The sequence below is a fragment of the Bifidobacterium minimum genome (assembly GCF_000741645.1).
Lineage (GTDB): Bacteria > Actinomycetota > Actinomycetes > Actinomycetales > Bifidobacteriaceae > Bifidobacterium > Bifidobacterium minimum.
Genome location: NZ_JGZD01000009.1, coordinates 629136 through 653666, shown reverse-complemented (window position 1 = coordinate 653666; position 24531 = coordinate 629136). Strand labels below are relative to the sequence as shown.

At 63.7% G+C, this 24531-nt stretch carries 15 protein-coding genes, 4 tRNA genes and 2 pseudogenes; 17 read left to right on the top strand and 4 right to left on the bottom strand.

Going from position 1 to position 24531, the window contains the following annotated elements; all coding sequences use genetic code 11:
* Positions 1–36: 36 nt before the first annotated feature.
* From uvrA to BMIN_RS06495, 9 genes and pseudogenes are all read left to right on the top strand, one after another.
* Positions 37–2937: pseudogene (gene uvrA, locus BMIN_RS06535) on the top strand (excinuclease ABC subunit UvrA); the annotation flags it as partial.
* Between the two features lie 95 nt (positions 2938–3032).
* Positions 3033–5168 (top strand): annotated as a pseudogene (gene uvrC, locus BMIN_RS06530) (excinuclease ABC subunit UvrC); the annotation flags it as partial.
* Between the two features lie 158 nt (positions 5169–5326).
* On the top strand, positions 5327–6367 hold the full coding sequence (locus BMIN_RS06525; protein ID WP_022860680.1) for a shikimate dehydrogenase family protein: 1041 nt from the start codon (positions 5327–5329) through the stop codon (positions 6365–6367).
* Between the two features lie 134 nt (positions 6368–6501).
* Positions 6502–7425, top strand: a complete 924-nt coding sequence (gene rapZ, locus BMIN_RS06520; protein WP_051126251.1) for an RNase adapter RapZ — start codon at positions 6502–6504, stop codon at positions 7423–7425.
* Positions 7426–7569: 144 nt separating this feature from the next.
* On the top strand, positions 7570–8517 hold the full coding sequence (whiA, locus tag BMIN_RS06515) for a DNA-binding protein WhiA (protein WP_026647340.1): 948 nt from the start codon (positions 7570–7572) through the stop codon (positions 8515–8517).
* Positions 8518–8654: 137 nt separating this feature from the next.
* Positions 8655–9860 (top strand): phosphoglycerate kinase, encoded by a 1206-nt coding sequence (locus tag BMIN_RS06510; protein ID WP_022860677.1) that lies wholly within the window; start codon positions 8655–8657, stop codon positions 9858–9860.
* 159 nt (positions 9861–10019) lie between these two features.
* Entirely contained in the window at positions 10020–10829 is an 810-nt protein-coding gene (gene tpiA, locus BMIN_RS06505) for a triose-phosphate isomerase (RefSeq protein ID WP_026647339.1), read from the top strand.
* Positions 10830–10896: 67 nt separating this feature from the next.
* Entirely contained in the window at positions 10897–11145 is a 249-nt protein-coding gene (gene secG / locus BMIN_RS06500) for a preprotein translocase subunit SecG (RefSeq protein WP_026647338.1), read from the top strand.
* Positions 11146–11234: 89 nt separating this feature from the next.
* Complete coding sequence (locus BMIN_RS06495) at positions 11235–12047, top strand: HAD family hydrolase (protein WP_022860674.1); 813 nt, start codon at positions 11235–11237, stop codon at positions 12045–12047.
* Between the two features lie 363 nt (positions 12048–12410).
* Here BMIN_RS06495 and tal read toward each other — a convergent pair whose 3' ends face one another.
* Positions 12411–13514: a transaldolase gene (tal, locus tag BMIN_RS06490; RefSeq protein ID WP_022860673.1), complete on the bottom strand. Its 1104-nt coding sequence runs from the start codon at positions 13512–13514 to the stop codon at positions 12411–12413.
* A gap of 114 nt (positions 13515–13628) precedes the next feature.
* Complete coding sequence (tkt, locus tag BMIN_RS06485; protein WP_022860672.1) at positions 13629–15731, bottom strand: transketolase; 2103 nt, start codon at positions 15729–15731, stop codon at positions 13629–13631.
* Between the two features lie 353 nt (positions 15732–16084).
* Here tkt and hrcA point away from each other — a divergent pair, with 353 nt between their 5' ends.
* Together hrcA and dnaJ are read left to right on the top strand one after the other, a co-directional pair.
* Positions 16085–17146 carry a heat-inducible transcriptional repressor HrcA gene (hrcA, locus tag BMIN_RS06480; RefSeq protein WP_022860671.1) on the top strand — a complete coding sequence of 354 codons (1062 nt, stop codon included), beginning with the start codon at positions 16085–16087 and terminating at the stop codon, positions 17144–17146.
* Positions 17147–17252: 106 nt separating this feature from the next.
* Complete coding sequence (gene dnaJ, locus BMIN_RS06475; RefSeq protein WP_022860670.1) at positions 17253–18401, top strand: molecular chaperone DnaJ; 1149 nt, start codon at positions 17253–17255, stop codon at positions 18399–18401.
* Positions 18402–18588: 187 nt separating this feature from the next.
* Here the strand turns inward: dnaJ and BMIN_RS06470 are convergent, their stop codons facing one another.
* Entirely contained in the window at positions 18589–19383 is a 795-nt protein-coding gene (locus BMIN_RS06470) for a fructosamine kinase family protein (protein WP_026647336.1), read from the bottom strand.
* A gap of 295 nt (positions 19384–19678) precedes the next feature.
* Between BMIN_RS06470 and uppP the strand changes: the two genes are divergently transcribed.
* Positions 19679–20542 carry an undecaprenyl-diphosphatase UppP gene (gene uppP, locus BMIN_RS06465; RefSeq protein WP_022860668.1) on the top strand — a complete coding sequence of 288 codons (864 nt, stop codon included), beginning with the start codon at positions 19679–19681 and terminating at the stop codon, positions 20540–20542.
* Between the two features lie 134 nt (positions 20543–20676).
* Here the strand turns inward: uppP and BMIN_RS06460 are convergent, their stop codons facing one another.
* Positions 20677–21510 (bottom strand): PAC2 family protein, encoded by an 834-nt coding sequence (locus tag BMIN_RS06460; RefSeq protein ID WP_022860667.1) that lies wholly within the window; start codon positions 21508–21510, stop codon positions 20677–20679.
* Positions 21511–21764: 254 nt separating this feature from the next.
* Here BMIN_RS06460 and BMIN_RS06455 point away from each other — a divergent pair.
* The 5 genes from BMIN_RS06455 to thrS all read left to right on the top strand — a co-directional run bounded on the left by BMIN_RS06455 (position 21765) and on the right by thrS (position 24432).
* Positions 21765–21837 (top strand) — tRNA-Gly (locus tag BMIN_RS06455).
* A 27-nt stretch (positions 21838–21864) separates the two neighbouring features.
* A tRNA-Cys gene (locus BMIN_RS06450) sits at positions 21865–21935 on the top strand.
* Positions 21936–21967: 32 nt separating this feature from the next.
* A tRNA-Val gene (locus tag BMIN_RS06445) sits at positions 21968–22039 on the top strand.
* 47 nt (positions 22040–22086) lie between these two features.
* Positions 22087–22159, top strand: a tRNA-Val gene (locus BMIN_RS06440).
* A gap of 242 nt (positions 22160–22401) precedes the next feature.
* On the top strand, positions 22402–24432 hold the full coding sequence (thrS, locus tag BMIN_RS06435) for a threonine--tRNA ligase (protein WP_022860664.1): 2031 nt from the start codon (positions 22402–22404) through the stop codon (positions 24430–24432).
* Positions 24433–24531: the final 99 nt, after the last annotated feature.

Genomic DNA, 24531 nt, shown 5'->3' with positions numbered 1-24531 from the left:
TCGGAACACGGGCTCCCCGGAGGCACGGGCGACGACATGCCCTCCATGGCCTTCAACAGCAGCAACGGGACCCTCGTGGCGGATCTCTCCCATATCGACCACGATCGGAAGATCATCATCCAGGGCGCGCGCGAGCACAATCTCAAAAACGTCGATCTCGCCATTCCCCGCAACCGCATGGTGGTGTTCACGGGATTGTCGGGATCGGGAAAGTCCTCCCTGGCGTTCGACACCCTTTTCGCCGAGGGACAGCGTCGGTACGTCGAGTCCCTGAGCGCCTACGCGCGACAGTTCCTCGGGCAGATGGACAAGCCCGCCGTCGATCTGATCGAGGGCCTCAGTCCCGCCGTGTCCATCGACCAGAAGACGACGAACCGCAATCCACGCTCGACGGTCGGGACGATCACCGAGATATACGACTACCTGCGTCTGCTCTTCGCGCGGACTGGAATTCCCCACTGCCCGGAATGCGGAGCCCTCATCGCCGCGCAAAGCCCGGAGCAGATGGTCGACGAACTGCTGACCATGAAAGAGGGGACCCGGTTCCAGATCCTCGCACCCGTGGTCCGCGGACGCAAGGGGGAGTTCGCCGATCTTCTCGACCAGCTGCGCGGCGACGGGTACGCCCGCGCCATCATCGACGGGAAGATGCGCGAACTCGCGGATGACATCACCCTGACCAAGCAGCGCAAACACACGATCGAGGTCGTGGTCGACAGGCTGGTGATCCGCGAGGGCATCCGGCAGAGGCTCACGGATTCGGTGGAGACGGCCCTGCGCCTGTCCTCGGGTCTGATGGTCGCCGACCTCGTCGACCTCGATCCAAAGGACGCCGATCGGAGGCGCCCCTTTTCCGAGCACCGCTCCTGCCCCAACGGGCATCCTCTCGAACTCGACGAGATCGAGCCTCGGACCTTCTCCTTCAACGCTCCATACGGCGCCTGCCCGGAGTGCACCGGCATCGGGTACAAGCTCGAGATCGACCCCGAGCTCGTCATACCCGATCCTTCGAAAAGCCTCAACGACGGCGCCATCGAACCCTGGGGGATCGGCAAGGGAACAGGGGAGTACTACAGGCATGTGCTTGAGGGTCTGGCCTCCGACATGGACTTCGATCTCGACACCCCCTGGGAGGATCTTCCCGCCGAGGTCCGTCAGGCGATCATGTACGGCCACGATTTCACCGTCAAGGTCTCCTACCGCAACCGATGGGGGCGGCTGAGGGAGTACTCGACCGGATTCGAAGGGGTGGTGCGCACCCTGATGCGTCGCCACGACGAGACGGACTCGGACCAGATGAAGCAGTACTACGAGTCGTACATGCGCGAGGTCCCCTGCCAGACCTGCGGCGGCCGCCGTCTGCGTCCCGAGGTCCTCGCCGTCACCGTCGGCGAAAGATCCATCGCCGACGTGTGCGACATGCCGATCCGCAAAAGCCTGTCATGGGTGAACGGACTGCGGCTTGAGGGCGCCGCCGCCACCATCGCCGGGGAGGTCCTCAAGGAGATCCGAGCCCGTCTGGGGTTCCTCAACGACGTGGGACTCAGCTATCTCACGCTATCCCGCGCGGCGAAGACGCTCTCCGGCGGAGAGGCCCAGCGCATCCGGCTGGCCACGCAGATCGGATCGGGACTGGTGGGGGTGATGTACGTGCTGGACGAGCCCTCCATCGGACTGCACCAACGCGACAACGAACGCCTGATAGCGACGCTTCACCGTCTACGCGACCTGGGGAACACCCTGATCGTGGTCGAGCACGATCAGGAGACCATCGAAAAGGCCGACTGGCTGGTCGACATAGGCCCCGGGGCGGGGGAGCATGGCGGAGAAGTCATATATTCCGGCCCTCCCGCGCACATATCCGAGGCGTCACGGTCGATTACGGGCGACTATCTCGCGGGACGTCGGGCCATCGAGGTGCCCGACCGCAGGCGCCGGGTCCATGCGAAATCCCGGCTGCGGGTGATCGGCGCGCGGGAGAACAACCTGCAGGACATCACGGTCGACGTCCCCCTCGGCGTCTTCACATGCGTGACGGGGGTCTCCGGATCGGGCAAGTCGACTCTGGTGAACACCATCCTCTATCCGGTTCTCGCCGACAGGCTCAACGGGGCCCGCATCGTGCCCGGCAAGCACACGCGCGTCGAGGGCGTGGACCAATGCGACAAGGTGATCCACGTCAACCAGAACCCCATCGGCCGCACGCCGCGCTCCAATCCCGCGACCTACACCGGCGTATGGGACAAGATCAGAACGCTTTTCGCCAAGACGCCCGAGGCGCAGGTCCGCGGATACGGACCCGGTAGGTTCTCGTTCAACGTCAAGGGAGGCCGTTGCGAAAGCTGCCATGGCGACGGGACCATCAAAATCGAGATGAACTTCCTGCCGGACGTGTATGTCGAATGCGAGGCCTGTCACGGGAAGCGGTACAACCGGGAGACGCTGGAGGTCACGTACAACGGGAAGACCGTCGCGGACGTGCTGGACATGCCCATCGAGGAGGCGGCCGGCTTCTTCAAGTCCTATCCCTCGATCTCACGCTATCTCGACACCCTGGTCCGCGTGGGGCTGGGCTACATCAGGCTGGGGCAGCCTGCGACCACCCTCTCCGGCGGTGAATCGCAGCGCGTCAAACTCGCCACGGAGCTGCAGCGCCGGTCGACGGGGAAAACCGTGTACATTCTCGATGAGCCCACCACGGGTCTTCATTTCGAGGATGTGCGCAAACTCCTTCTCGTCCTCCAAAGCCTTGTCGACAAGGGCAACACCGTCATCGTGATCGAGCACAACCTCGATGTCGTCAAATCCGCCGATTGGCTGATCGACCTCGGTCCGGAGGGCGGGGACGGAGGAGGGACCGTCGTCGCCGAAGGAACCCCGGAACAGGTGGCGCGATGCGATAACAGCTGGACGGGACGGTTCCTCAGGCCGCTTCTGGAGAAGTCCGTTTCCGTAGCATCCGATTCCGGGAAGGGACGGAGAACGGGCGCGCATCAGGCCGTCCGTCACCGGACCGGCAAGGCGACCGCCCGATGACGAATCCACCCGACCCGACCCCGAGCCCCGCGTGGAGGACCACCGGCACCAACGCCAACGGGGCGCCGCTTCTGGGCGACTCACGCGACCTTTTCCGCCCCAGAACCGGCGACATCCCCGCCCGGCCCGGCGTGTACAAATGGCGTGACGGTGAGGGCCGGGTCATCTACGTGGGCAAGGCGAAAAGCCTGCGCCAGCGGCTGACGAACTATTTCCAGCCGCTGTCCCAGCTGCATCCCCGGACGCAGACCATGGTGCTGACCGCAAGATCGCTGGAATGGACGGTGGTGGGCACCGAGCTTGAGGCCCTGACGTTGGAGTACACGTGGATCAAGGAGTTCGATCCGCGCTTCAACGTGGTGTTCCGTGACGACAAGACCTACCCATACCTCGCGGCATCGATCGAGGAGCCCGTTCCCCGGGTGTGGATCACCAGAAGCAGGAAGCGGCGCGGCACACGCTATTTCGGCCCGTACGCCAAGGTGTGGGAATTGCGCAGAAGCCTCGATGCCCTTCTGCGGGCCTACCCGGTGCGCACGTGTTCGGATTCGGTGTTCCGGCGCGCACGGGCCTCCGGCCGACCATGCCTTCTGGCGTCCATCGGGAAATGCTCGGCGCCCTGCGTGTCCCGGATCGATCCCGCCGACCATAGGGCCATGGTGGCCACGCTGGTCGGCGTGCTCAACGGAAACCTCAGCCACGGCTATCTCGCCCAGCTCGCCCACGAGATGGAACGGGCGAGCGCCGATCTCGACTTCGAACGCGCCGCGCGGCTCCGGGACGAGATCACGATGCTCCGCACGGTGATCGAGAAGAACGCCGTCACCTTCGACAGCGACGTCGACGCCGACGTATTCGGCTTCGCATCCGACGAGCTGGAGGCCTCGGTCCACGCGTTCTTCGTCCGCGCCGGAACGATCCGCGGGGAACGCAACTGGAGCGTGGAACGCGTCGAGGACATCAGCGACGAGGATCTGATGCACGACATGCTCTGGCAGGTCTATACGGACATCTCCGCCGATGACGCGAGGAATCCCGATTCGTCGATTCTGGTCACCGAAAGACGCGACGCCGTGGCGGCGACGCAGAAGGCCACGGCCGTGGACGGCGTCGAGCGGGCCAAGGCCACTCGCGAGCGCAACCAGATACAGGGGCAGACGGGACGCGCCGATCTGATGGCCCCCATTTCCCCCATACCCCGTGAGGTCATCGTCCCGATACAGCCGTCAAGGACGGGCGAATTGGAGGCGTGGCTGTCAGACCTGCGGCACGGATCGGTCACCGTGCGCGTGGCGAGCCGCGGGGACAAGAAGGCTCTGATGGACCGTGCCCATGAGAACGCCGGGCAGGCGCTCCAACGGAGCAAACTGAGCAGGATCAGCGATCTGGGTGCGCGCACGGAGGCGATGAACCAGGTCGCAGCCGCACTGAACCTCGACCACGCCCCGCTGCGCATCGAATGCTACGACATCTCGAACGCCACCGACGGCTCATATCAGGTGGCCTCGATGGTCGTTTTCGAGGACGCCATCGCCAAGCCGTCCCTGTACCGCCGGTTCGAGATCCACGGAAGGAACGGGGAGGGACGTCTGGACGACCTCGACGCGCTGTACGAGACGCTGTCGCGCCGCTTCCGCCATGGCAACGTCGCGGGGGATACCGGCGAGAGCACCGATGGCGTGGCGTCGGCGCAACGGCATCGCTTCGCGTACAAGCCCAATCTCGTCGTGGTGGACGGCGCGCGCCCGCAGGCACGGGCCGCCGCGCAGGCGATCCACGACCGCGGCGTCGACGACGTGGCCGTCTGCGGATTGTCCAAGCGCCTCGAGGAGGTATGGCTTCCCGACGAGGACTATCCGCTGATCCTCCCACGCCAGTCGCAGGGACTGTATCTTCTCCAGCGTCTGCGTGACGAGTCGCACCGTTTCGCCATCACCTATCATCGGAACGTCCGGCGCCGGGGATCCCTCCGATCCGCGCTTGACGGGATCGACGGGATCGGACCGGGCATGCAGCGGCGTCTTCTGAAGGCCTTCGGATCGGTGCGCGCGATCCGGGCGGCCTCCGTCGAGGAGCTGTTGGCCGTCGACGGAATCGGACGGTCGCGTGCGGAGGCGATTCATCAGGCCCTCGCCGCATCGGGTCCGGATGGGGACGGCACGCCGTCGGTCAGGAAGAAGACGATCGCGGAGAAGACGATCGGAGAGAAGACGATCGGAGGAGCGGTATCCGCCGGAAAGGCACCATCGACCAGGGAAGGCTCTACGATGGAGGAAACGAGGGAGGCGACATGACGGGAGTCGATCATCGATGCGCGGTTTTGGGGCGACCGATTTCCCATTCGCTGTCACCAGTGCTTCACAACGCCGCCTATCACGCCCTTGGACTTGACGATTGGCTCTACACCTGGGCGGAGGTCGGCGAGGACGATCTCGCCGGGTTCCTTCGGTCGCTGGATTCCACGTGGACGGGACTGAGTCTGACGATGCCGCTGAAGCGGACGGTGATCCCATTGGGTGAGTGCATGGATGAATGGTCGACGCGGCTGGCCGTCGCGAACACCGCCATCCTCGACTCCTCGGGACGGAACCGCCCCCGGCTGTACAACACGGACGTCGAAGGCATCCGTCAGGCGATTCTCAACGCTCCATGCGGCGGCCGGGACGCTTCCTCGTCCGGAGGCCGGGAGACCTCCGGACGGCTCCGCCTGCCATCCGACGCGGATCCGACGCGAATCGCCATCATCGGCAACGGGAACACCGCGCTGTCGGCCGTGGCGGCCTGCTCCGAGCTCACGGACCATGGCCGGATCGTCGTCATCGCCCGCCATCCGGGACGGAACACCGCCATCCTGGACCTCTGCGACGCGCTTCCCTCCATCCACGCGTTTGACGCCATATCCCTGGATGACGTCCCCGCAGTCCTTGACCGCCTCGTGGACTCCGAGATCGTGATCAGCACCCTCCCCGCGCACGCGGCCGATTCCCTGGCCCTGAGCCTGCGGGACAGGGCTCCCCGTCTTGACGGCACGCTTCTCGACGTGGCATACGACCCCATGCCGAGTCTGCTCCTGCGGGAATGGGACAGGCACGGCGGCACACCCATCGGCGGCGAGCATATGCTCGTGCATCAGGCTGTGGCGCAGGTGCGTCTTATGGTGGGATCGACGGCGGACGGTCTGGCCAGAATCGACTCGTTCGGAATGGATCGAATCGGCGAGGTGATGGACAGGGCGCTGAGGAACGCGGTGCTGAACGGACGGGAATCGGCGATGGACGGTCGGACGACCGTATCCGACGACAGATCCGACGACAGGGGAAGAAGCTCATGAAGGATCGGAACACTATGTCACCATCCGGAGGACCCGCGCTGCCCGCGGCCCTTTCCGCCGGCAGCGTCCCCTCCGGCAGCGTCCCCGCATCGCCGGTTTCCCCGTCCGCCGGAGCGCACCAATCGAATGGGCTCCTGCACGATGCCGACCACGATCACGCTGCCGATGCCGACCGCAACGCCGATGACAAGGGATTCGAGGTCCTCCTCATCACGGGCATGAGCGGGGCGGGGCGCTCGCGCGCCGCGAATTGCGTCGAGGATATGGGCTGGTATGTGGTGGACAATCTTCCTCCGAAGCTCCTGATCCCGCTCGTCGACATGATGACATCCTCCGGATCCAAGGTCCATCGCCTCGCCGCCGTAATCGACGTTCGGTCGCGCAGCTACTTCAACGATCTGTCAGCCGTGCTCAGCCATCTGGACGATCTGGATGTCAAGACCAGAATCCTTTTCCTCGACGCCTCGGACGCCGTCCTCATCAAGCGTTACGAATCCGTCCGGCGACCGCATCCGCTCCAGCACGGCAACCGGCTGATCGACGGCATCCGTGAGGAGCGCGAGCTGCTGACGAGTCTCAAGAAGCATGCCGACACCGTCATCGATACGTCCGCCCTGAGCATCCACCAGCTCTCGACCAAACTCTACGAGGCCATGCTGGGATCGGGCCCGTCCACGGTCGCGGTCCACATCTTCAGCTTCGGATTCAAATACGGAATCCCGCTCGACGCCGATTTCGTGGCCGATGTGCGCTTCCTCCCCAACCCCTTCTGGGTTCCCGCGCTGCGGGATCTGACCGGCAGGGACGGCCCGGTGAGGGATTATGTTCTGTCGAGCCAGGGCGCCACGGAGTTTCTGGACGCGTACGAGCGGACGATTCTGGTGGCCATCGACGGATATTCGCGCGAGGACAAGCACTTCGTCACGATAGCCGTGGGCTGCACCGGGGGCCAGCACCGGTCGGTGGCCATCGGCGAGGCGCTGGCGTCACGACTGCGGTCTCAGGGATTGTCCGTCACCGTATCGGCTCGGGAGCTGCGTCGACGCGACCACGGTTAAGATGATGACGACCAACGAAGACGGCCGTGAGGATGGACGACGACGATGGAGTTGTCCACAACCTTCGGTATCACAGAATGCCGTGGCATGAACGGGAACACCCGGTCATCCGATTCAGGGAAGCATGGAAACAGGAGGGTGCTCTTGGCACTACTTGATGATGTCAAAAGCGAACTCGCCGCGATAGACAACGACCTCCCCGTGGCTGTTATGGCGCAGGCGGCCGCGATGATGCGCTTTGGCGGGGGGCTCAGGCCCGTGAACAACCAGGCGGTGGTGCGCGCTCAGCTGGATTCCATCGACGCCTCACGGTGGCTGCAGCGGACCATATCCACGCATTTCCACCGTCAGGCCATCGTCACGCAGGTCATGCGCTCCACGCCCATGGGTCAGGTCCGCCGATATGACGTTCTGGTGGAGCGCGGCGCGACCGCCCTGGCGCTGCAGGCCGGCCTGCTCGACCGGCGCATGCATCTGGTCAAGGGTCTTCCCTCGGAGATCATCACCGGGAACATCGCGCAGGTGAAGGCCGCATGGAGAGGCGCCTTCCTTGCCCGGGGATTCATATCCGAACCTGGGGAGGCCGGGTTCCTTGAGGTCGTCTGTCCCTCGCGGGAGGCCGCACTCGCCCTGGAGGATGCCGCGCGGCGTCTGGGGATCACCTCGGCCAAGATTCGTCAGGTCCGCAGCTCGGAGCGCGTCACCATGCGGGATCCCGATGCCATCGAGCGCATGCTCAACCTTATGGGAGCACCTCGGTCCGCGCGCGAATGGACGGGAAAGAGATCCGACGCCGAACCGCGGACCAAGACGAACCGACTGGCGAATTTCGATGACGCCAATATGAGGCGAAGCGCCAAGGCCGCGGCCGAGGCCATCTCCAAGGTCAACCATGCGTTCGAGGTCCTCGGCGACGACGTTCCCGACAACCTTCGGGCGGCGGGCCAGCTCCGACTCGATCATCCCGAGGCGAGCCTTGAGGAGCTGGGCCGAAAAGCCACTCCGCCCATCACCAAGGACGCCATAGCCGGCCGCATCAGAAGGCTTCTCCAGCTCGCCGACAAGGTGTCGAAAAGCCAGAGCAGGGATTGACCCGTTCGGTCTTCGCGAGGGCCCTTGTTGTTCGTCGATGCCTGTATCATCGCTAGTGGCGTGTGATCGTGCGCCATGCTCTTCCCGTGGCTGGCCACGATGTGTCCGACACGGTGTAGGAAAGGATAGTCATAGTCATGAAGACACTCAAGGATCTTGGAGATCTCAAGGGGAAGCGCGTTCTGGTTCGCGCCGATTTCAACGTCCCTCTCGATGGTGCGACCATCACGGACGACGGACGCATCAAGGCCGCTCTGCCCACCATCAACGCGCTGCGCGATGAGGGGGCCAAGGTGATTCTTATGGCCCATCTCGGTCGTCCGAAGGGCAAGGTCGTTCCCGAGCTCTCGCTCGCACCGGTGGCCGCCCGTCTGGGGGAGCTGCTTGGCGTGGCCGTTCCGCTCGCCGCGGACACCTATGGCGATGACGCCAAGGCGAAGGTGTCGGCCATGTCGGATGGCGATGTGGTCCTTCTGCAGAACGTTCGCTTCAACCCCGAGGAGACCAGCAAGGACGCGCAGGAGCGCGCAGCGTACGCGAAGAGGATCGCCGCCCTTGGCGACGTCTTCGTGTCCGATGGATTCGGCGTCGTGCACCGCGCCCAGGGATCGAACTACGACGTCGCCGCCGACCTCCCCTCGGCCGCGGGCCTTCTGGTCGAGAAGGAGGTCAAGGCGCTGTCGCACGCGACGGTGAATCCCGAGCGTCCTCTGACCGTCGTCTTGGGCGGCTCGAAGGTGTCGGACAAGCTGGGCGTCATCGAGAATCTGCTGGACAAGGCGAACCGTCTGGTCATCGGCGGCGGCATGGTCTTCACCTTCCTCAAGGCCAAGGGATACGCGGTGGGATCCTCCCTTCTGGAGGAGGACCAGCTGGAGAAGGTCAAGGGCTATATCGACACCGCGAAGCAGCGCGGAGTCGAGTTGATCCTTCCCACCGACATCGTCGTGAACGCGGGATTCCCCGCGGGCGACACCCCCATCGATCCGCAGGTGGTTCCCGCGGACGCGATTCCCGAGGACAGGATGGGGCTGGACATCGGTCCGGAGTCCGCCAGGCTTTTCCATGATGCGATCGTGGATTCCAAAACCGTGGTGTGGAACGGCCCCATGGGCGTGTTCGAGGTCCCACAGTTCGCCGAGGGAACCCGGGCCGTCGCCCAGGCCCTTGTCGATGCCACGGCGAAGGGTGCCTTCACGATCGTCGGCGGCGGCGACTCCGCATCGGCGGTCCGTAATCTGGGCTTCCCCGAGGACGGCTTCTCACATATCTCCACCGGTGGCGGCGCCTCCCTTGAGTTCCTCGAGGGCAAGACCCTTCCGGGTCTCGAGGTTCTGAACTGAGCGACGACTTCCCGCGGAAAGGGCACGGCTCCATCGACGGCGGCGTCGGGTACCGTGTCCTTTCCGACGTAGGGTGGGTCGGTGCCGTCACGAAGTCGATCGGGCATCCGTGACGCCGGATAGGATGGTGGAATGATGCGCCATGACGATGGGGGAGTGATGCCACCGACACGCATGCCCGTAGTCGTGGGGAACTGGAAGATGAACTTCGATCATCTCGAGGCCACATACTTCATACAGAAACTCGCGTGGACTCTTCGCGACGTGCATTTCGACAACCGTCGCTGCGAGATCGCCCTTCTTCCGTCCTTCACGTCCCTTCGAAGCGTCCAGGTCCTCGTCGAAGCGGATCGGCTGCCCCTCACGTACGGGGCACAATCCGTGTCCGTGACCACCCAGGGAGCCTTCACGGGGGACATCTCGGCGGATATGCTCGCGCGACTGGGATGCACCTACGTTCTGGTCGGGCATTCGGAACGACGCAAATATCATCCGGAGGATGACGCGAACATCGTCGATCAGGTCCGCGCGGTTCTGGCAGCCGGGATGCATCCGATCCTCTGCGTCGGCGAAAGCTTCGAGGAGCGTCGTCAGGGAATCGCCCTCGACTTCGCCGTCGGACAGGTCAGCGACGTCACGCGCGACCTTTCGGACGAGCAGACATCCCACATGCTCATCGCGTACGAGCCGGTTTGGGCCATAGGCACGGGAATGGTTGCGACGCCGCAATCCGCCCAGGATGCCGCGCGGGCCATACGCGACCACGTCCGGTCGACCTTCGACGAGACCGTGGCGTCCTCGGTTCGGGTTCTCTACGGCGGGTCGGTCACGTCGCGCGATGTCGCCCAGCTCATCGAACAGCCCGATATCGACGGCTTTCTCGTCGGTGGGGCGTCTCTGGACGTCGACGAGTTCACGTCGATAGCCCGCCTCACCGAGAAATACACCCATCGTACGGGCCACAGGTAAGAGTCGGACCATATCCTGCGCTATTGTTAACAGGTACCATCGAGTTGGAGGTTCCTTCGTGTCCGCTATCGCAGTAGTCAAACTTGTTCTGCAGATCGTTCTGGTGCTCGCCAGCGTCCTGCTCACCCTTCTCATCCTCATGCACAAAGGCAAGGGTGGCGGTCTCTCCGATATGTTCGGCGGTGGTCTGACGCAGAACGCCGGCACCTCAGGCGTCGCGGAAAAGAATCTGAATCGTTGGACGGTAATCATCGCCCTTATCTGGGTCGCCATCATCATCGCCCTCGGGCTGATGACCAAATTCAATCTGGTGTGACCATTCCGAACGCCATGGTTCGTTCCAGGAAGCCATCATGCGCTCCTCGATCCGCGGTGGATTCTCGAGCGGGGGCAAATCCGCCGCGGATGGTGGTCGCCGATTTGGACGGCACCCTTCTGCATGACGCTCCCACCTTCGAGGAACGATTCATCACCCGCGATTCCGTCGAGGCGGTTCGTCGGCTGAAGGATCATGGGGTTCTCTTCGCCGTATCCACCGCGCGTCCCGTCAGCACGGGATATTCCTTGGTCGAGCTGCTCCGGCCCGACGCCTGCGTATATCTCAACGGGGCGCTGATCGATCTCAGCCCACGGGATTCGACAAGCGAACTGCTGATCTCGGGGGCGACGCCCGCCGACGGACACGTCATCAGCGTGGGCTTTCCCTCGACGCGGGGATGCGAGGTCTGCAGGATGCTCCTCGACGAGATTCCCGACCTGCGGATCGGTCTGGTGATGAACGACGTACGGTACACGAATTTCGATATGTCCGTGTACTGGAAGACTCAGATCTTCCGATACACGGACTTCACGGACGTTCCCGAAGGATCAGCCGACAAGATCATCATCTTCCCCGAACAGCGGCACATCACCCGCCTACGCTCGTTGATTCCGCCTGATTTTTCCGTCGGGATCTCCGAAGGCACGATGTGGATGCTGATGAACCCACGGGCGAACAAGGCCGATTCGTTCCGTACGCTCTGCCGTCATTTCTCCGTCGAGCAGAACGATACGGCGGCCTTCGGAGACGATCTCATCGATATCGCGATGCTTCGGGCCGCCGGATGCGGCGTGGCCGTGGCCAACGCCGCTCCCTCCGTTCTCACGGCGGCCGACGACGTCTGTCCTTCCAACAACGACGACGGCGTCGCCTGGTGGATCACCCCCCGGTTTGACTGATCAGGTTCGACCGACCCGGTTGACCGACGCGGCTCGGGTTGACGGGATCTGACTGAAGAACTCGGCTGATGCGTTCCCGCAGCCGTTGACGTCCGCCACCGGCCATCAATCCGGCGGACGCCCTCGTACGATCCACTGACACGTGCCGTCCCCGAGCCTTTACTACCAGTGAGCCCTTACTGCCCGTGGAACCATATGGTTTGGGGTCCCACCGTGCTACACGCGGTGGGGACCCCAAACGGGAGGCTCCATAACGTTATTCCGTTATTCGACGCTATTCCGTTATCACCATATGACGTTATTCGTGTAAGACGTCACATGCGGCGGTTCGCACGTCGGAGTGCCTCCATGGCCATTGACCTATCAGCCGTTGACGCGATCGATTCCGGCCTGAGTGTCGGAAAGCACCGAATCCCAAGACTTGATGAACGCGGCGACGCCATCGGCCTCAAGCTTGTCGGTGACATCCTTGATGTTGATGCCGAGTTCGGCGAGCTTGTCCATGACGGCCTTGCTCTCCGCGTAGGTTCCCTTGATTGACGGCGCGCCATTGCCGTGATCGGCGAGGGCGTTGAGGGTCTTCTCGGGCATGGTGTTCACGACGAAAGGAGCGACAAGCTCGTCGACGTACTTGCAATCCGAGTACGCGGCGTTCTTGGTGCCGGTGGAGGCCCACAGGGGACGCTGCTTCTTGGCGCCCTTGGCCTCAAGCGCGGCCCAGCGGGGATCCGAAGCGAACTTCTTCTCGAAAAGCTCATAGGCCAGACGGGCGTTGGCCACCGCGGCCTTGCCCTCAAGCGCCTTGGCCTCATCGGAGCCATTGGCTTCAAGCAGCTTGTCGACCGCGGTGTCCACGCGAGACACGAAGAAGGAGGCGACCGATCCGATGTGGCTGAGGTCATGGCCGTTGGCGGAAGCCTGGGCGATTCCCTCGATGAAGGCATCGATAACCTGCTCGTAGCGCTCCAGCGAGAAGATCAGCGTGACGTTCACGGAGATGCCCTTGGAGAGCGTCGCGGTGATGGCGGGAAGTCCCTCAAGAGTCGCGGGAATCTTGATCATGGCGTTGGGGCGGTTGACCTTCTCCCACAGCTCCACGGCCTGCTTCTTGGTTTCTTCGGTGTTGTGGGCAAGACGGGGATCGACCTCGATGGAGACGCGGCCATCCACGAAATCGGTTTTCTCGGCGACTTCACGGAAGATATCGGTGGCGTTGCGCACATCGGTGGTGGTGAGCTCACGGACCGCGGTCTCGACGTCGACCTTGCCGAGCTCCTTGAGCTGGGCGTCATAAGGTCCGACCTGGCTCAGGGCCTTCTGGAAGATGGAGGGATTGGTGGTGACGCCAACGACGTTCTTGTTGGCAATGAGGTCCTGAAGCGAGCCGGATTCAATGCGGGTGCGGGACAGGTCGTCCAGCCAGATGGAGACGCCTGAATCACTGGTGCGCTGCGTTGCTTCTGTCATTGTTGCTGTTTCTCCTTATATTTCCATGGATATGGAACAATCTTGCTATGCGGGACGTCCCGTCCCGATACGTCGCGGCGCATGGGACGGGACTGCTCCGGCATGGTGGGTGGCTCAGGCCGCCTTCGCATCCTCGATGGAGGCCTTGGCAGCCTCGACGACATGCTCGGCCGTGATTCCCAGATCGATCATGTTCTGCGCGCCATCGCCCTGGAGCCCGTACTGCTCGATCGACACGGCCTTGCCGTAGTCACCGATGTACTTGTACCACGGCATCGCCAGACCGGCCTCGACGGAGACGCGGGCCTTCACGGAACGGGGGAGGACCTCCTCCTTGTACTCCGCGTCCTGCTCCTCGAACCACTCCATCGACGGCATGGACACCACGCGGGCCTTCACGCCGTCGGCCGACAGCGTCCTGGCCGCCTCGACGGCCCACTGGACCTCGGAACCGGTCGCGATGATGATGACATCGGGGGTTCCCTCGGCGTCGACGAGCACATAGGCACCCTTGCGCACGCCTTCACGCGCCTTCTCGGCGGTTTCGGCGAGAGCGGGGACGCCCTGACGGGTCAGTATCATCGCCGTGGGCAGGGTGTTCTTCTTCTCGAAGAACGCACGATACGCCTCGGCGGTCTCGTATTCGTCCGCGGGACGAACGACCTCGAGCTGCGGCACCGCGCGGAACGCCGTCAGGTGCTCGATCGGCTGGTGGGTCGGACCGTCCTCCCCGAGGGCCACCGAGTCATGGGTCCACACATAGAGGTTGGGGATCTGCATCAATGCGGCAAGACGCACCGCGGGACGCTCGTAGTCCGAGAACTGGAAGAAGGTTCCATTGAACGGACGCGTGTCGGAGCCGAGGATGATGCCGTTGGTGATCGCGCCCATGGCGAACTCACGCACGCCGAAATGCAGCTGACGACCATACTCCGAGGTCTCGGGCCACGTGCGGGTCGCGTCCGCGGAGGGGCCGAATGACTTCGCGCCCTTGATGTTGGTGTTGTTGGAGCCGCCAAGATCCGCGGATCCACCCCACAGCTCCGGCATCACCGCGGCGATGGCGTTGAGCACCACGCCGGACGCCTTTCGCGTGGCGACCTTCGAGCCGGACTCGAATCCGGATTCCACGTCGTCGATGGCCTTGTCGAAGCCCTCGGGAAGATCCCCGGCCTTCAGCCGGTCGTACAGGGCGGCCTTGTCGGGATTGGCCTTCCTCCACTGGGCGAACTTCTCGTCCCATTCCTTGTGGGCCTCGAGGCCGCGTTCGGCGACCTTGCGCGCATGTGCAAGGGCCTCCTCGTCGATGGGGAAGTCGACCTCGGGATCGAATCCGAGGATCTTCTTCAGCCCCGCGACGGCCTCGGCGCCAAGCTTGGAGCCATGGGACGCCTCGTTGTTGGTCTTGCCGGGGGTCGGCCATGCGATGAGGGTGTCGACCTTGATGAACTTCGGACGGTCGGTGACCTTCTCGGCCTTGTCGAGCGCAGCTGCAAGGGCCTGGACGTCCTCCTTGTAGGAGCCGTCAGGCTGTATGAAGCTGACCTCGTCGGTGTACCATCCATAGGCCTCATAGCGCTTGAGGATGTCCTCGGAGAAGGTGAGCTTGGTGTCGCCCTCGATCTGGATGTGGTTGGCGTCGAAGATGACCGTGAGGTTGCCGAGCTTCTGGTTCCCCGCCAGGGAGCTTGCCTCTGAGGAAACGCCCTCCTCGACGTCGCCCTCGCCGCAGATGACCCACACCTTGTGGTCGAAGGGGGACGCTCCCTCGGGGGCGTCGGGATCGAGAAGTCCGCGCTCGAAGCGCTGGCCATAGGCGAAGCCGACGGCGGAGGCCAGACCCTGCCCCAGAGGCCCCGTCGTCATCTCGATTCCCGGCGTGAGGCCGTACTCGGGATGTCCCGGAGTGCGGGTGTCGGCGCCGCCACGGAAGTATTTCAGGTCGTCGAGCGTCAGCCCATAACCGGAGAAGTACAGCTGAACGTACTGCGTGAGCGACGCATGCCCACCCGAAAGGATGAAACGGTCGCGCCCGTCCCAATGCGGGTCATTGGGGTCATGCTTGATGTAGCGCTGGTACAGGGTGTAGGCGATGGGAGCCAACGATACCGGGGAACCGGGATGGCCGTGACCGGCCCTCTCAACGGCGTCGGCTGAGAGCACCTTCGCCATTTTGACGGCGCGCTCGTCCAATTCAGACCAGGTGAAATCGGTCATAGGTGATCTACTTTCCTTCCAATACCTCGGGCGCCACGCGTTCGGCTTTTGCCGTGCCATGACCTCCCACACATTGCGTATTCATGCTAGCCGCCGTCGAAGACTTAGCCGCGGCCGTCAGGCGTGTTCGCGGTAGGCGTTCCATGCGGTGCGAGGGCTCCCGGACGACCCCTCACGGCCCCTTTCCCGGAGCGAATGCGCCTCCGTCGGATGGGCATGGACTCATCCCAGAACGAAACCCTTAGCACTCCATGCAATCGAGTGCTAATACTATGGGAGTATTCGAAGGGAGCCGCGGGTCCTGTGGAACCACCGGCCGAGGGCGGCTCCCCTCCGACGGAGAGGAGGCACGTATGACGCATTCACGCCGGATGACGGTTCTACGTGCCGTCGTCGAGGACTACATCGACTCGCAGGAGCCCGTCGGCTCATCGTCGCTGGCGAAGCACCATGATCTGGGAGTGAGCTCGGCGACCATACGCAATGACATGGCCGCGCTTGAGGACGAGGGCTACCTCGTCCAGCCGCACACATCGGCGGGACGGGTGCCCACGGAGAAGGGGTACCGATACTTCGTGGACAGGCTGGCCACGATCATGCCCCTGTCGGCGGCGCAGCGCCGCGGCATCAGCAGCTTCCTCCGCGGCTCCGTCAGCCTGCAGGACACGCTTCGCCGATCAGCGCGCCTGCTGGCGAACATCACCGGCCAGGTGGCGGTCGTCGCGTCGCCCGCATTGTCGAAATCCACTCTCCGTCACGTGGAGATCGTCCCGGTGTCCTCACACGCTCTTCTCGCCGTGATCATCACGGACAGCGGACGAGTGGCCCAGCACATCATGACCGTCGACGACATGCCCGGCGATGACGAGCTGACCCGCTTCTGCGCGCTGTCCAACGCCGTCGCCTCAGGGCTGACGCTCTCCCACGCCGCGGAAAGGATACGGTCGCGGGCGACCTCCGTCAGCGGGTCTCTGACTGATGGATTATGCCGCACCCTGGAGGATCTCGCCACCGACGAGCGTGCCGGCGAGCTCTATATGGCGGGCACCTCGCGGCTCGCCCACCAGCCCAACGCCTCGGATCTGGCGCCGCTGCTCGACGCACTGGAGGAACAGGTCGTCCTGATGCGTCTTATGAACACGCTCAGCGAGGAGGACACCGACACCGGGGTAGGGGTCGCCATCGGCTCGGAGACCGGGACGCCGGGACTCATCCACGCCTCGGTGGTCACAAGCGGATACGGCCGCACCGCCGACGACGGGGAGGACGGAGAAACGAGCGCGCATCATCAGTCGCTGGCCTTCGTCGGATCGATCGGCCCCACCCACATGAATTACATGACCACGATCTCGGCGGTGCGGGCCGTGGCCAGGTATCTCACCGCGCTGATCACTCCGCAGGAGCATCCGCAATAGCTCTGACCGGTATGCATGGCACAATATGACCGCCACGACATCCCATACGGACACCACATAGGACGGGACCGGTCGAAACCCGGATGACACGAACGAAGGACAGGCTGTGACAGATTATTACGAGGTTCTGGGGATAGACCGATCGGCCAGCGACGCCGACATCAAAAAGGCCTATCGCAAGATGAGCAGGCGATACCATCCGGATATCGCGGGACCCGAGTTCGAGGACAAGTTCAAAGAAGTAAACAACGCCTACGAGGTCCTGTCCAACCCGGAGCGGCGGCGGATGTACGATGCCGGCGTGGATCCCAACGACCCCTCCGCGTCCGCGGGCGCCTCGGGATTCGGCATGGGGGATATGGGCGACATCTTCAGCCAGTTCTTCTCCGGATCCGGACCCTTCGCCGGTGGATCCTCGGGACCCCGGCCGCGTCGGCAGTCCGGCCGGGACGCGCTGGCCCACGCGTCCATCGATCTCAAGACGGCGGTTTTCGGAGGAACGGCCCATGTCACCATAACGACCTACGGGCTGTGCGGCGACTGCGCGGGCATGGGCACGACCAACGGCGAGCGGCCCACGACGTGTCCGGACTGCCACGGCTCGGGATACCGGCAAAAGGTGGTGCGGACTCTTCTGGGGCAGATGATGACGACCGCGCCCTGCGACCGGTGCGAAGGCTACGGGACGATCATCGAGCACCCATGCCCGGCATGCCAGGGGCATGGCCGCGTCAGGACGAACCGCGACGTGGGAATCACCATCCCCGCCGGGATCTCCGATCAGACGCGTCTGCGTCTTGCCGGTCAGGGCGAGGTGGGAGAAGGAGGAGGCACGGCGGGAGACCTCTACGTCGACATCACCATCGCCAAGGACAGGCGCTTCACCCGCGACGGGGACGACCTCCACTGCTGGGTGCGGATTCCCATGAGCTGGGCGGTCCTCGGACACGGCGTGGACATCGACACCTTCGACGGCCCCCGCACAATCGACGTCCCTGCGGGATGCCAGCCCGACGACACCGTCACCCTCAAGGGACTGGGTGTCACGAAGATCCGCCAGCAATCGGACCGGGGCGATCTCATCGCCCATGTCTCGGTGGAGATACCCACCAGACTCGACGATCATGAAAGACGGCTCATCGAGGACTTCGCCGCAAGCCACGACACGGACGACACGGGAACCCCCCAGACACCGCAGCCGGCCTCGCCGAACCGCAAGGGGTTCTTCAGCAAGCTCAGGGACGCCCTGAGCTGAGAGAATCCCATAGAGAGGATCCCGGAGAATCCCGCGTCGAGCATCCATCTCGCCCGGCGGGCATTCGCGGGCACCCATCGCGAGCGCGGGCACCCATTCGTTGGCGTGCCGCACGTCGCATGCCCGTTCGCGACCCCCTGCGGTCAGGCGGCCAACCCGACTAGTCCTGCTAATCCGGCTAGTCCGACTAATCCAGCAGGGACCGGCACATGGATCGGTATTCGCTGACGTAGCCGCCGCCGAAGAACACGCAGTGCCCGGCGATCGGATACAGCTGCCAGAGCGTTCTGCGCCGTTCCCATCCGGACGCCAGCGGATGGACGGACTGGTATCCCCGCATAATCGAATCCAGCGACGTCATCCCGAAAAGATGCAGCATCGCGAGATCCTCCTCACGGTGGCCGCCGTGTGCCGCCGGATCGATGAGGACGGCTTCCGTCCGCCCCTCGTCGTCATGCGTCCACATAACGTTGCCGCTCCACAGATCCCCGTGGACACGGCATGGGACGTCATCGGCGGCTTCCCCCAGCAGCTCCGGCAGCCGTGCTATGACCTGACGGGTCAGAGCCACATCGGACTGATTCAGAGACCCGCGTTCCACTCCCATGGACACCATGGGCTCGAGACGTCCCTCGGCCAGATAGGCGGCGCAGTCCTTCCAGGCCCCCGTGTCCATGGGGACGGGGTCCTGGAGGGGACCGAAATAGCACGTTCCGTCGTACCCATCCGGACCAGCACCGAAGGCATCGGCGCCCATGTCATGCATCCGAGCCAGCGAAGCGCCGAAATCATAGGCCGCCTTGGGCGTGGGGGAGCAGGCGTCGACGCGCTCGATGTCCAGATGATCCCGGCCCCATCCGTAGACCTCGACGACCCTGGGCCCTCCGAGCGGCATCGCCTGGGCGAGCCATCTGAGGCCACGCCCCTCGCACTCGAAGAAACCATGCGGGGCGAAGGCCCGCTCCTTACGATATGTGGCCATGACCATGTCTCCTTTGAATCCTCGCATCGACCGAATCCTCGCATCGACGCCCGCGGCACCGGGAAGACGCCTTCGGACGCGCGACTTGAATCCCTGGTTGCATTGTCGGGTCGACGCGCGACAAGAACCATGTCATCAGACCATCTCCGCATCCCGACGACATGGATGCTCCCGCCTCCGTCTCGACCATGACCGGTGCACGGCGTATGGTTGTTCGGGCCGTGCGGGCCCCCGCCCACAGGGCACGACGGACATCCGCGCGATGTGATGATCCAAGCGAGGCAAAAGAGGGACCATGAATTTCTTTCAGGCGATAATACTAGGGCTGGTGCAGGCGTTGACGGAATACATTCCGGTCTCGTCCAGCGCCCACATCCGCATCATCGGCGATCTGATGCTGGGCTCGGATCCCGGAGCCGCCTTCACGGCGATCATCCAACTGGGAACCGAGCTCGCGGTGATTCTCTATTTCCGCCATGACATCGCCCGCATACTGACGCACTGGTTTCTGTGCCTTCGCGGGGACAACGGCGCCGACACGGCCCACCGATTCGGCGCGGGTGACAGGGACGCGTCAACCGGATGGTTCATCATCATCGGAACCATGCCGATCGTCATCGCGGGCCTGATGTTCCAGAAGGCGATCGAGACCACTCTGCGCAATCTCTGGATCACCGCCACCGTTCTGCTTCTTTTCGGCATCCTTCTGTGGATCGTCGACGCCCGGTCACGCCAGATCAAAACCATGAACTCGATGACGTGGAAGGAGGCGCTCCTTTTCGGCATCGGCCAGATGCTGGCCCTGATCCCCGGCATCTCGCGTTCGGGAGGAACCATCACCTTCGGGCGCGCCATGGGATACACGCGTGAGGCCGCCGTGAGGGTGAGCTTCCTCATGGCCATACCCGCCGTCTTCGGCGCGGGAATCCTGGAGGGGGCAAAGGCCCTTCGCGATTACAAATCGGATCCGCTGTTCCCCGGGTGGACCGCGACCATCGCCGCCACCGTGGTGAGCTTCATCGTGGGATACGTCGTCATCATCGGATTCCTCAAATTCGTCTCGACCTTCTCGTACAAGGCCTTCGCGATCTACCGGATCATCCTCGCCATTGTGGTGGCGCTGCTGCTGATCTCCGGCGTCCTTCCCGCCATCGACTGACCGGACGTTCCCTTCCGACTTCCGACCAGAAGCCCCTCACCGGTTCAGGATGGCCATTCTCCTACGAGCAGATCCACTCCGCGGGCGCAAACAGATCAGCGATCCGGATTTCAGTGGTCCAGGACTTCAGTATCTCAGTGGTCCAGACCTTTGAGATAGTTCTCCGCGTCCCTGACCATCTCCTCGGCCTGGGGCGAGTTCCGGGCGGCCAGTGTGGCGGCGCGGGCGGTTCTGTCGTACTCGTTCTCCAGACGCCGCACATAGGCCGCCAGCTCGTCATCGGACGAGGACAGCACGTCGCCGCGCATCCGCCACTGATGGGCCAGCCGGTCCAGATCGGTCGTGTCAAGCTCCCGCCCCACGACGCAGGACAGCTCCTGCGTCAGCTGCAGCGTGCCCTGGGCGCATTCGTCGGATCCCACGTATTGCGGAATCGAAACCCACATGCTCGACGTGTCGAAGCCCTCTCCACGGGCCATCTCGTCAAGCACCGTCGTGATCCCCACCGGGCCGTTGTATTCACGGTCCATGTCGCACTGGCAGGTGGAGTCCGACACGTCCACGGGAAGAGGGCGAGTATGGGGGCATTCGGCGAACATGGCGCCCAGTGTGACGACGTGGTCGACGTCAAGCTCCTGCGCGACCCTCAGGCTCTGCCGGCAGTACTCCATCCAGCGGTAGTTGGGCTCGGGTGCGATCTGCGCGTAGAGGCGGTATCCGTCATCCAACGCCACCTCGAAGAAGGTCGTCTGGGGCCATACGATGCGGGCCCGACCCGTGACATGGCACATCATGGGGCGTGCGGTCTGGTAGTCGTAGTACCCGTCGCAGCTGATATGCCTCACCTCACGGGACTCGTAATGCGCCACCATCCTTCTGACGACGTTCGTCGCCGTCTGGCACGCGTCGTTCCACCCCTCGAAGGCGACGATCAACGTCGCTCCGGATCTTCTCTCGGTACAGCCCATATCCACCAATGTAACGGGGGAGACCTCGGACCGGCGCCAAGCCCCGCTTCTTCAGCCAACGGTGAATGCCCGGACGACTCCTGTCATGCGGCCGTGGCGGTGGGGTTCCCGTCTGCGGGACCGCCCTCCTTCCGATGGATCGACGGCATCCTCGCCGCGCACGAACCATCCGGGCGTGCACGACACGCGCATTTGCATCTTCCACGCCCGTCGTTTACAGTAGTGCCTCGTGCTCAGGCAGCAGCGAGGCACATGCGGACATAGCTTAGTTGGTAAAGCGCGACCTTGCCAAGGTCGAGACCGCGGGTTCGAGTCCCGTTGTCCGCTCGAGGTCCGAGGAGTTGACGACCTTACGGTGGGTTAGCCAAGCGGTTAGGCAGCGGCCTGCAAAGCCGTATAGACGAGTTCGACTCTCGTACCCACCTCGTGGAGGCCCGAAAGGACCATCACCAGACCCGGGCGGTTGGCGCAGAGGTAGCGCACTTCCCTGACACGGAAGGGGTCACAAGTTCGAATCTTGTATCGCCCACACGGATCGCGAGGAATCCCCCAGCGGGGGTCGCGAGCCTGTTGACTGGGTGATTGGCGCAGCGGCTAGCGCACTTCCTTCACACGGAAGGGGTCGCAGGTTCGATTCCTGCATCACCCACGCGGACTTCCCGCCACTCGAACCTTCATGTTTTCTCTGTCGCTCTTTGTCGTTCTCTGTCGTTTGGATCGTGCACTGTACCGCGCGTCCGTTCATATGTCCCGATGCGCGACGGCGTGTATGCGAACCCGCGCGTGAGGATGTCCCGATGCTGATGTCCCGAAGCCTTCATACTGTGATGCTGTTGAATCTCAGTCCAGGCCTGCACCTCGTACCGCGGGCCCCGATAGAAAAGGACGATCATGGCTGAACAGACCATCTCCATAACCATCAGCGGCGAAGCGAAGGAGGTGGCGGCCGATCTCACGGGAGTCGAGCTTTTCGCGGACGACAAGACCATCATCGCGGTACGGCTCAACGGTGAGCCCCGGGATCTGTACACGCCCCTGCATGACGGTGACGCGCTGGAACCCATCGCGCTCGACAGCGAGGACGGCATCGCGATCATGCGTCATTCCGCAACCCACGTCATGGCCCAGGCGGTTCAGGAGATTCGTCCCGATGCCAAACTCGGCATCGGCCCGGTTATCGAAAACGGCTTCTACTACGACTTCGACGTGGACACCCCCTTCACGCCCGACGATCTCAAGCAGATCGAGAAGCGCATGCAGCGCATCATCAGGGAATCCCAATCGTTCCGCCGTCGCGTGGTCACCGAGGCCGAGGCCCGCGAGGAGGAGAAGGACCAGCCCTACAAGCTGGAGCTTATCGGCGACAAGGAAGCGGCTCTGGACCCCGAGGCGTCCACCGAGGTCGCGACCTCTGAGCTGAGCATGTACGACAACGTCGACCGCAACGGCACCGTCGTGTGGAAGGACCTCTGCCGAGGACCGCACCTGCCCAACACCCGCTACATCAAGGCGTTCAAGCTCGAGCGCACCGCCGCCGCCTACTGGAGGGGCAGCGAGGCCAACCCCATGCTCCAGCGCATCTACGGGACCGCCTGGCCCAGCAGGGACGCGCTCAAGGCCTACACGGCCCGGATGGAGGAGGCCGCGAAGCGCGACCACCGCAAGCTTGGACAGGAGATGGACCTCTTCTCCTTCCCCGACGAGATCGGTCCGGGTCTGGCGGTGTTCCATCCCAAAGGCGCCGCCGTCATCAACGCCATGGAGGACTACTCCCGGGAGCAGCACCGCCGGCACCACTACAGCTTCGTCCAGACCCCCCACATCACCAAGGGCGGACTGTACGAGACATCCGGCCATCTCCAGTGGTACAAGGACAACATGTATCCGCCGATGAGGGTCGACGAGGAGCGCGACGAGAACGGCAACGTCACCAAGCAGGGCTTCGACTACTATCTCAAGCCCATGAACTGCCCGATGCACAACCTGATCTTCAGGTCGCGCCAACGGTCGTACCGCGAGCTCCCGCTTCGCCTGTTCGAGTTCGGAACCGTGTACCGCTACGAGAAGTCGGGCGTCGTGCACGGACTCACCCGCGTCCGGGGGTTGACTCAGGACGACTCCCACATCTATTGCACGCGGGAACAGATGAAGGACGAGCTGACCAGTCTGCTGAACTTCGTTCTTGGACTGCTCAAGGATTTCGGTCTCAACGACTTCTACCTCGAACTGTCCACGAAGGATCCCCACAAGTTCGTGGGATCCGACGAGATCTGGGATGAGGCCACCACCACGCTAGCGGAGGTGGCGCGGGATTCCGGTCTCGAGCTCGTCGACGATCCCGGCGGCGCGGCATTCTATGGTCCGAAGATCTCCGTGCAGGCTCGCGACGCCATCGGCCGCACATGGCAGGTCTCGACGATCCAGCTGGACTTCAATCTCCCCGAGCGGTTCGGCCTTGAGTACATCGCCGCCGACGGCTCGCACCAGCGTCCGGTCATGATTCACCGCGCGCTGTTCGGCTCCATCGAACGTTTCTTCGCCATCCTGCTCGAGCACTATGCGGGAGCTTTCCCGGTATGGCTGGCGCCTGTGCAGGTCACCGGCATCCCCGTCGCCGACGAGTTCGCTCCGCATCTGCGTTCCTTCCTCTCGCGGCTGGAGGACAATCTGGTCCGTTGCGAACTCGACTCCTCCGACGACCGTTTCGGCAAGAAGATCCGCAACGCGTCGAAGTCCAAGGTTCCGTTCATCCTCATCGCGGGCGAAGAGGACGTCAGCAACAATGCCGTAAGCTTCCGTTTCCGTGACGGAAGCCAGCTCAACGGCGTCGCCGCCGATCAGGCCGAGGACTGGATTCTGCGTGTGATCCGCTCTCGGACCCAGGTCAACAGCGCCGAGGATTTCGCCGAGGCGACCCGATAGTCCGGGCGGACCGGTCAAGGTGAGGGGCTTGCGCATGCGGGACTGGCGCGGCCCCTCGCGAGTGCAACGCGGTCATGCCGTCGTCATGAGACGTGACGC

Coding starts and splice junctions, on each gene's coding strand:
- thrS (WP_022860664.1), top strand. CDS start 22,402: ATGGCTGAACAGACCATCTCCATAACCATCAGCGGCGAAGCGAAGGAG.
- uppP (WP_022860668.1), top strand. CDS start 19,679: ATGAATTTCTTTCAGGCGATAATACTAGGGCTGGTGCAGGCGTTGACG.
- tpiA (WP_026647339.1), top strand. CDS start 10,020: ATGCCACCGACACGCATGCCCGTAGTCGTGGGGAACTGGAAGATGAAC.
- BMIN_RS06510 (WP_022860677.1), top strand. CDS start 8,655: ATGAAGACACTCAAGGATCTTGGAGATCTCAAGGGGAAGCGCGTTCTG.
- BMIN_RS06495 (WP_022860674.1), top strand. CDS start 11,235: ATGGTGGTCGCCGATTTGGACGGCACCCTTCTGCATGACGCTCCCACC.
- tal (WP_022860673.1), bottom strand. CDS start 13,514: ATGACAGAAGCAACGCAGCGCACCAGTGATTCAGGCGTCTCCATCTGG.
- BMIN_RS06525 (WP_022860680.1), top strand. CDS start 5,327: ATGACGGGAGTCGATCATCGATGCGCGGTTTTGGGGCGACCGATTTCC.
- hrcA (WP_022860671.1), top strand. CDS start 16,085: ATGACGCATTCACGCCGGATGACGGTTCTACGTGCCGTCGTCGAGGAC.
- BMIN_RS06470 (WP_026647336.1), bottom strand. CDS start 19,383: ATGGCCACATATCGTAAGGAGCGGGCCTTCGCCCCGCATGGTTTCTTC.
- BMIN_RS06460 (WP_022860667.1), bottom strand. CDS start 21,510: ATGGGCTGTACCGAGAGAAGATCCGGAGCGACGTTGATCGTCGCCTTC.
- tkt (WP_022860672.1), bottom strand. CDS start 15,731: ATGACCGATTTCACCTGGTCTGAATTGGACGAGCGCGCCGTCAAAATG.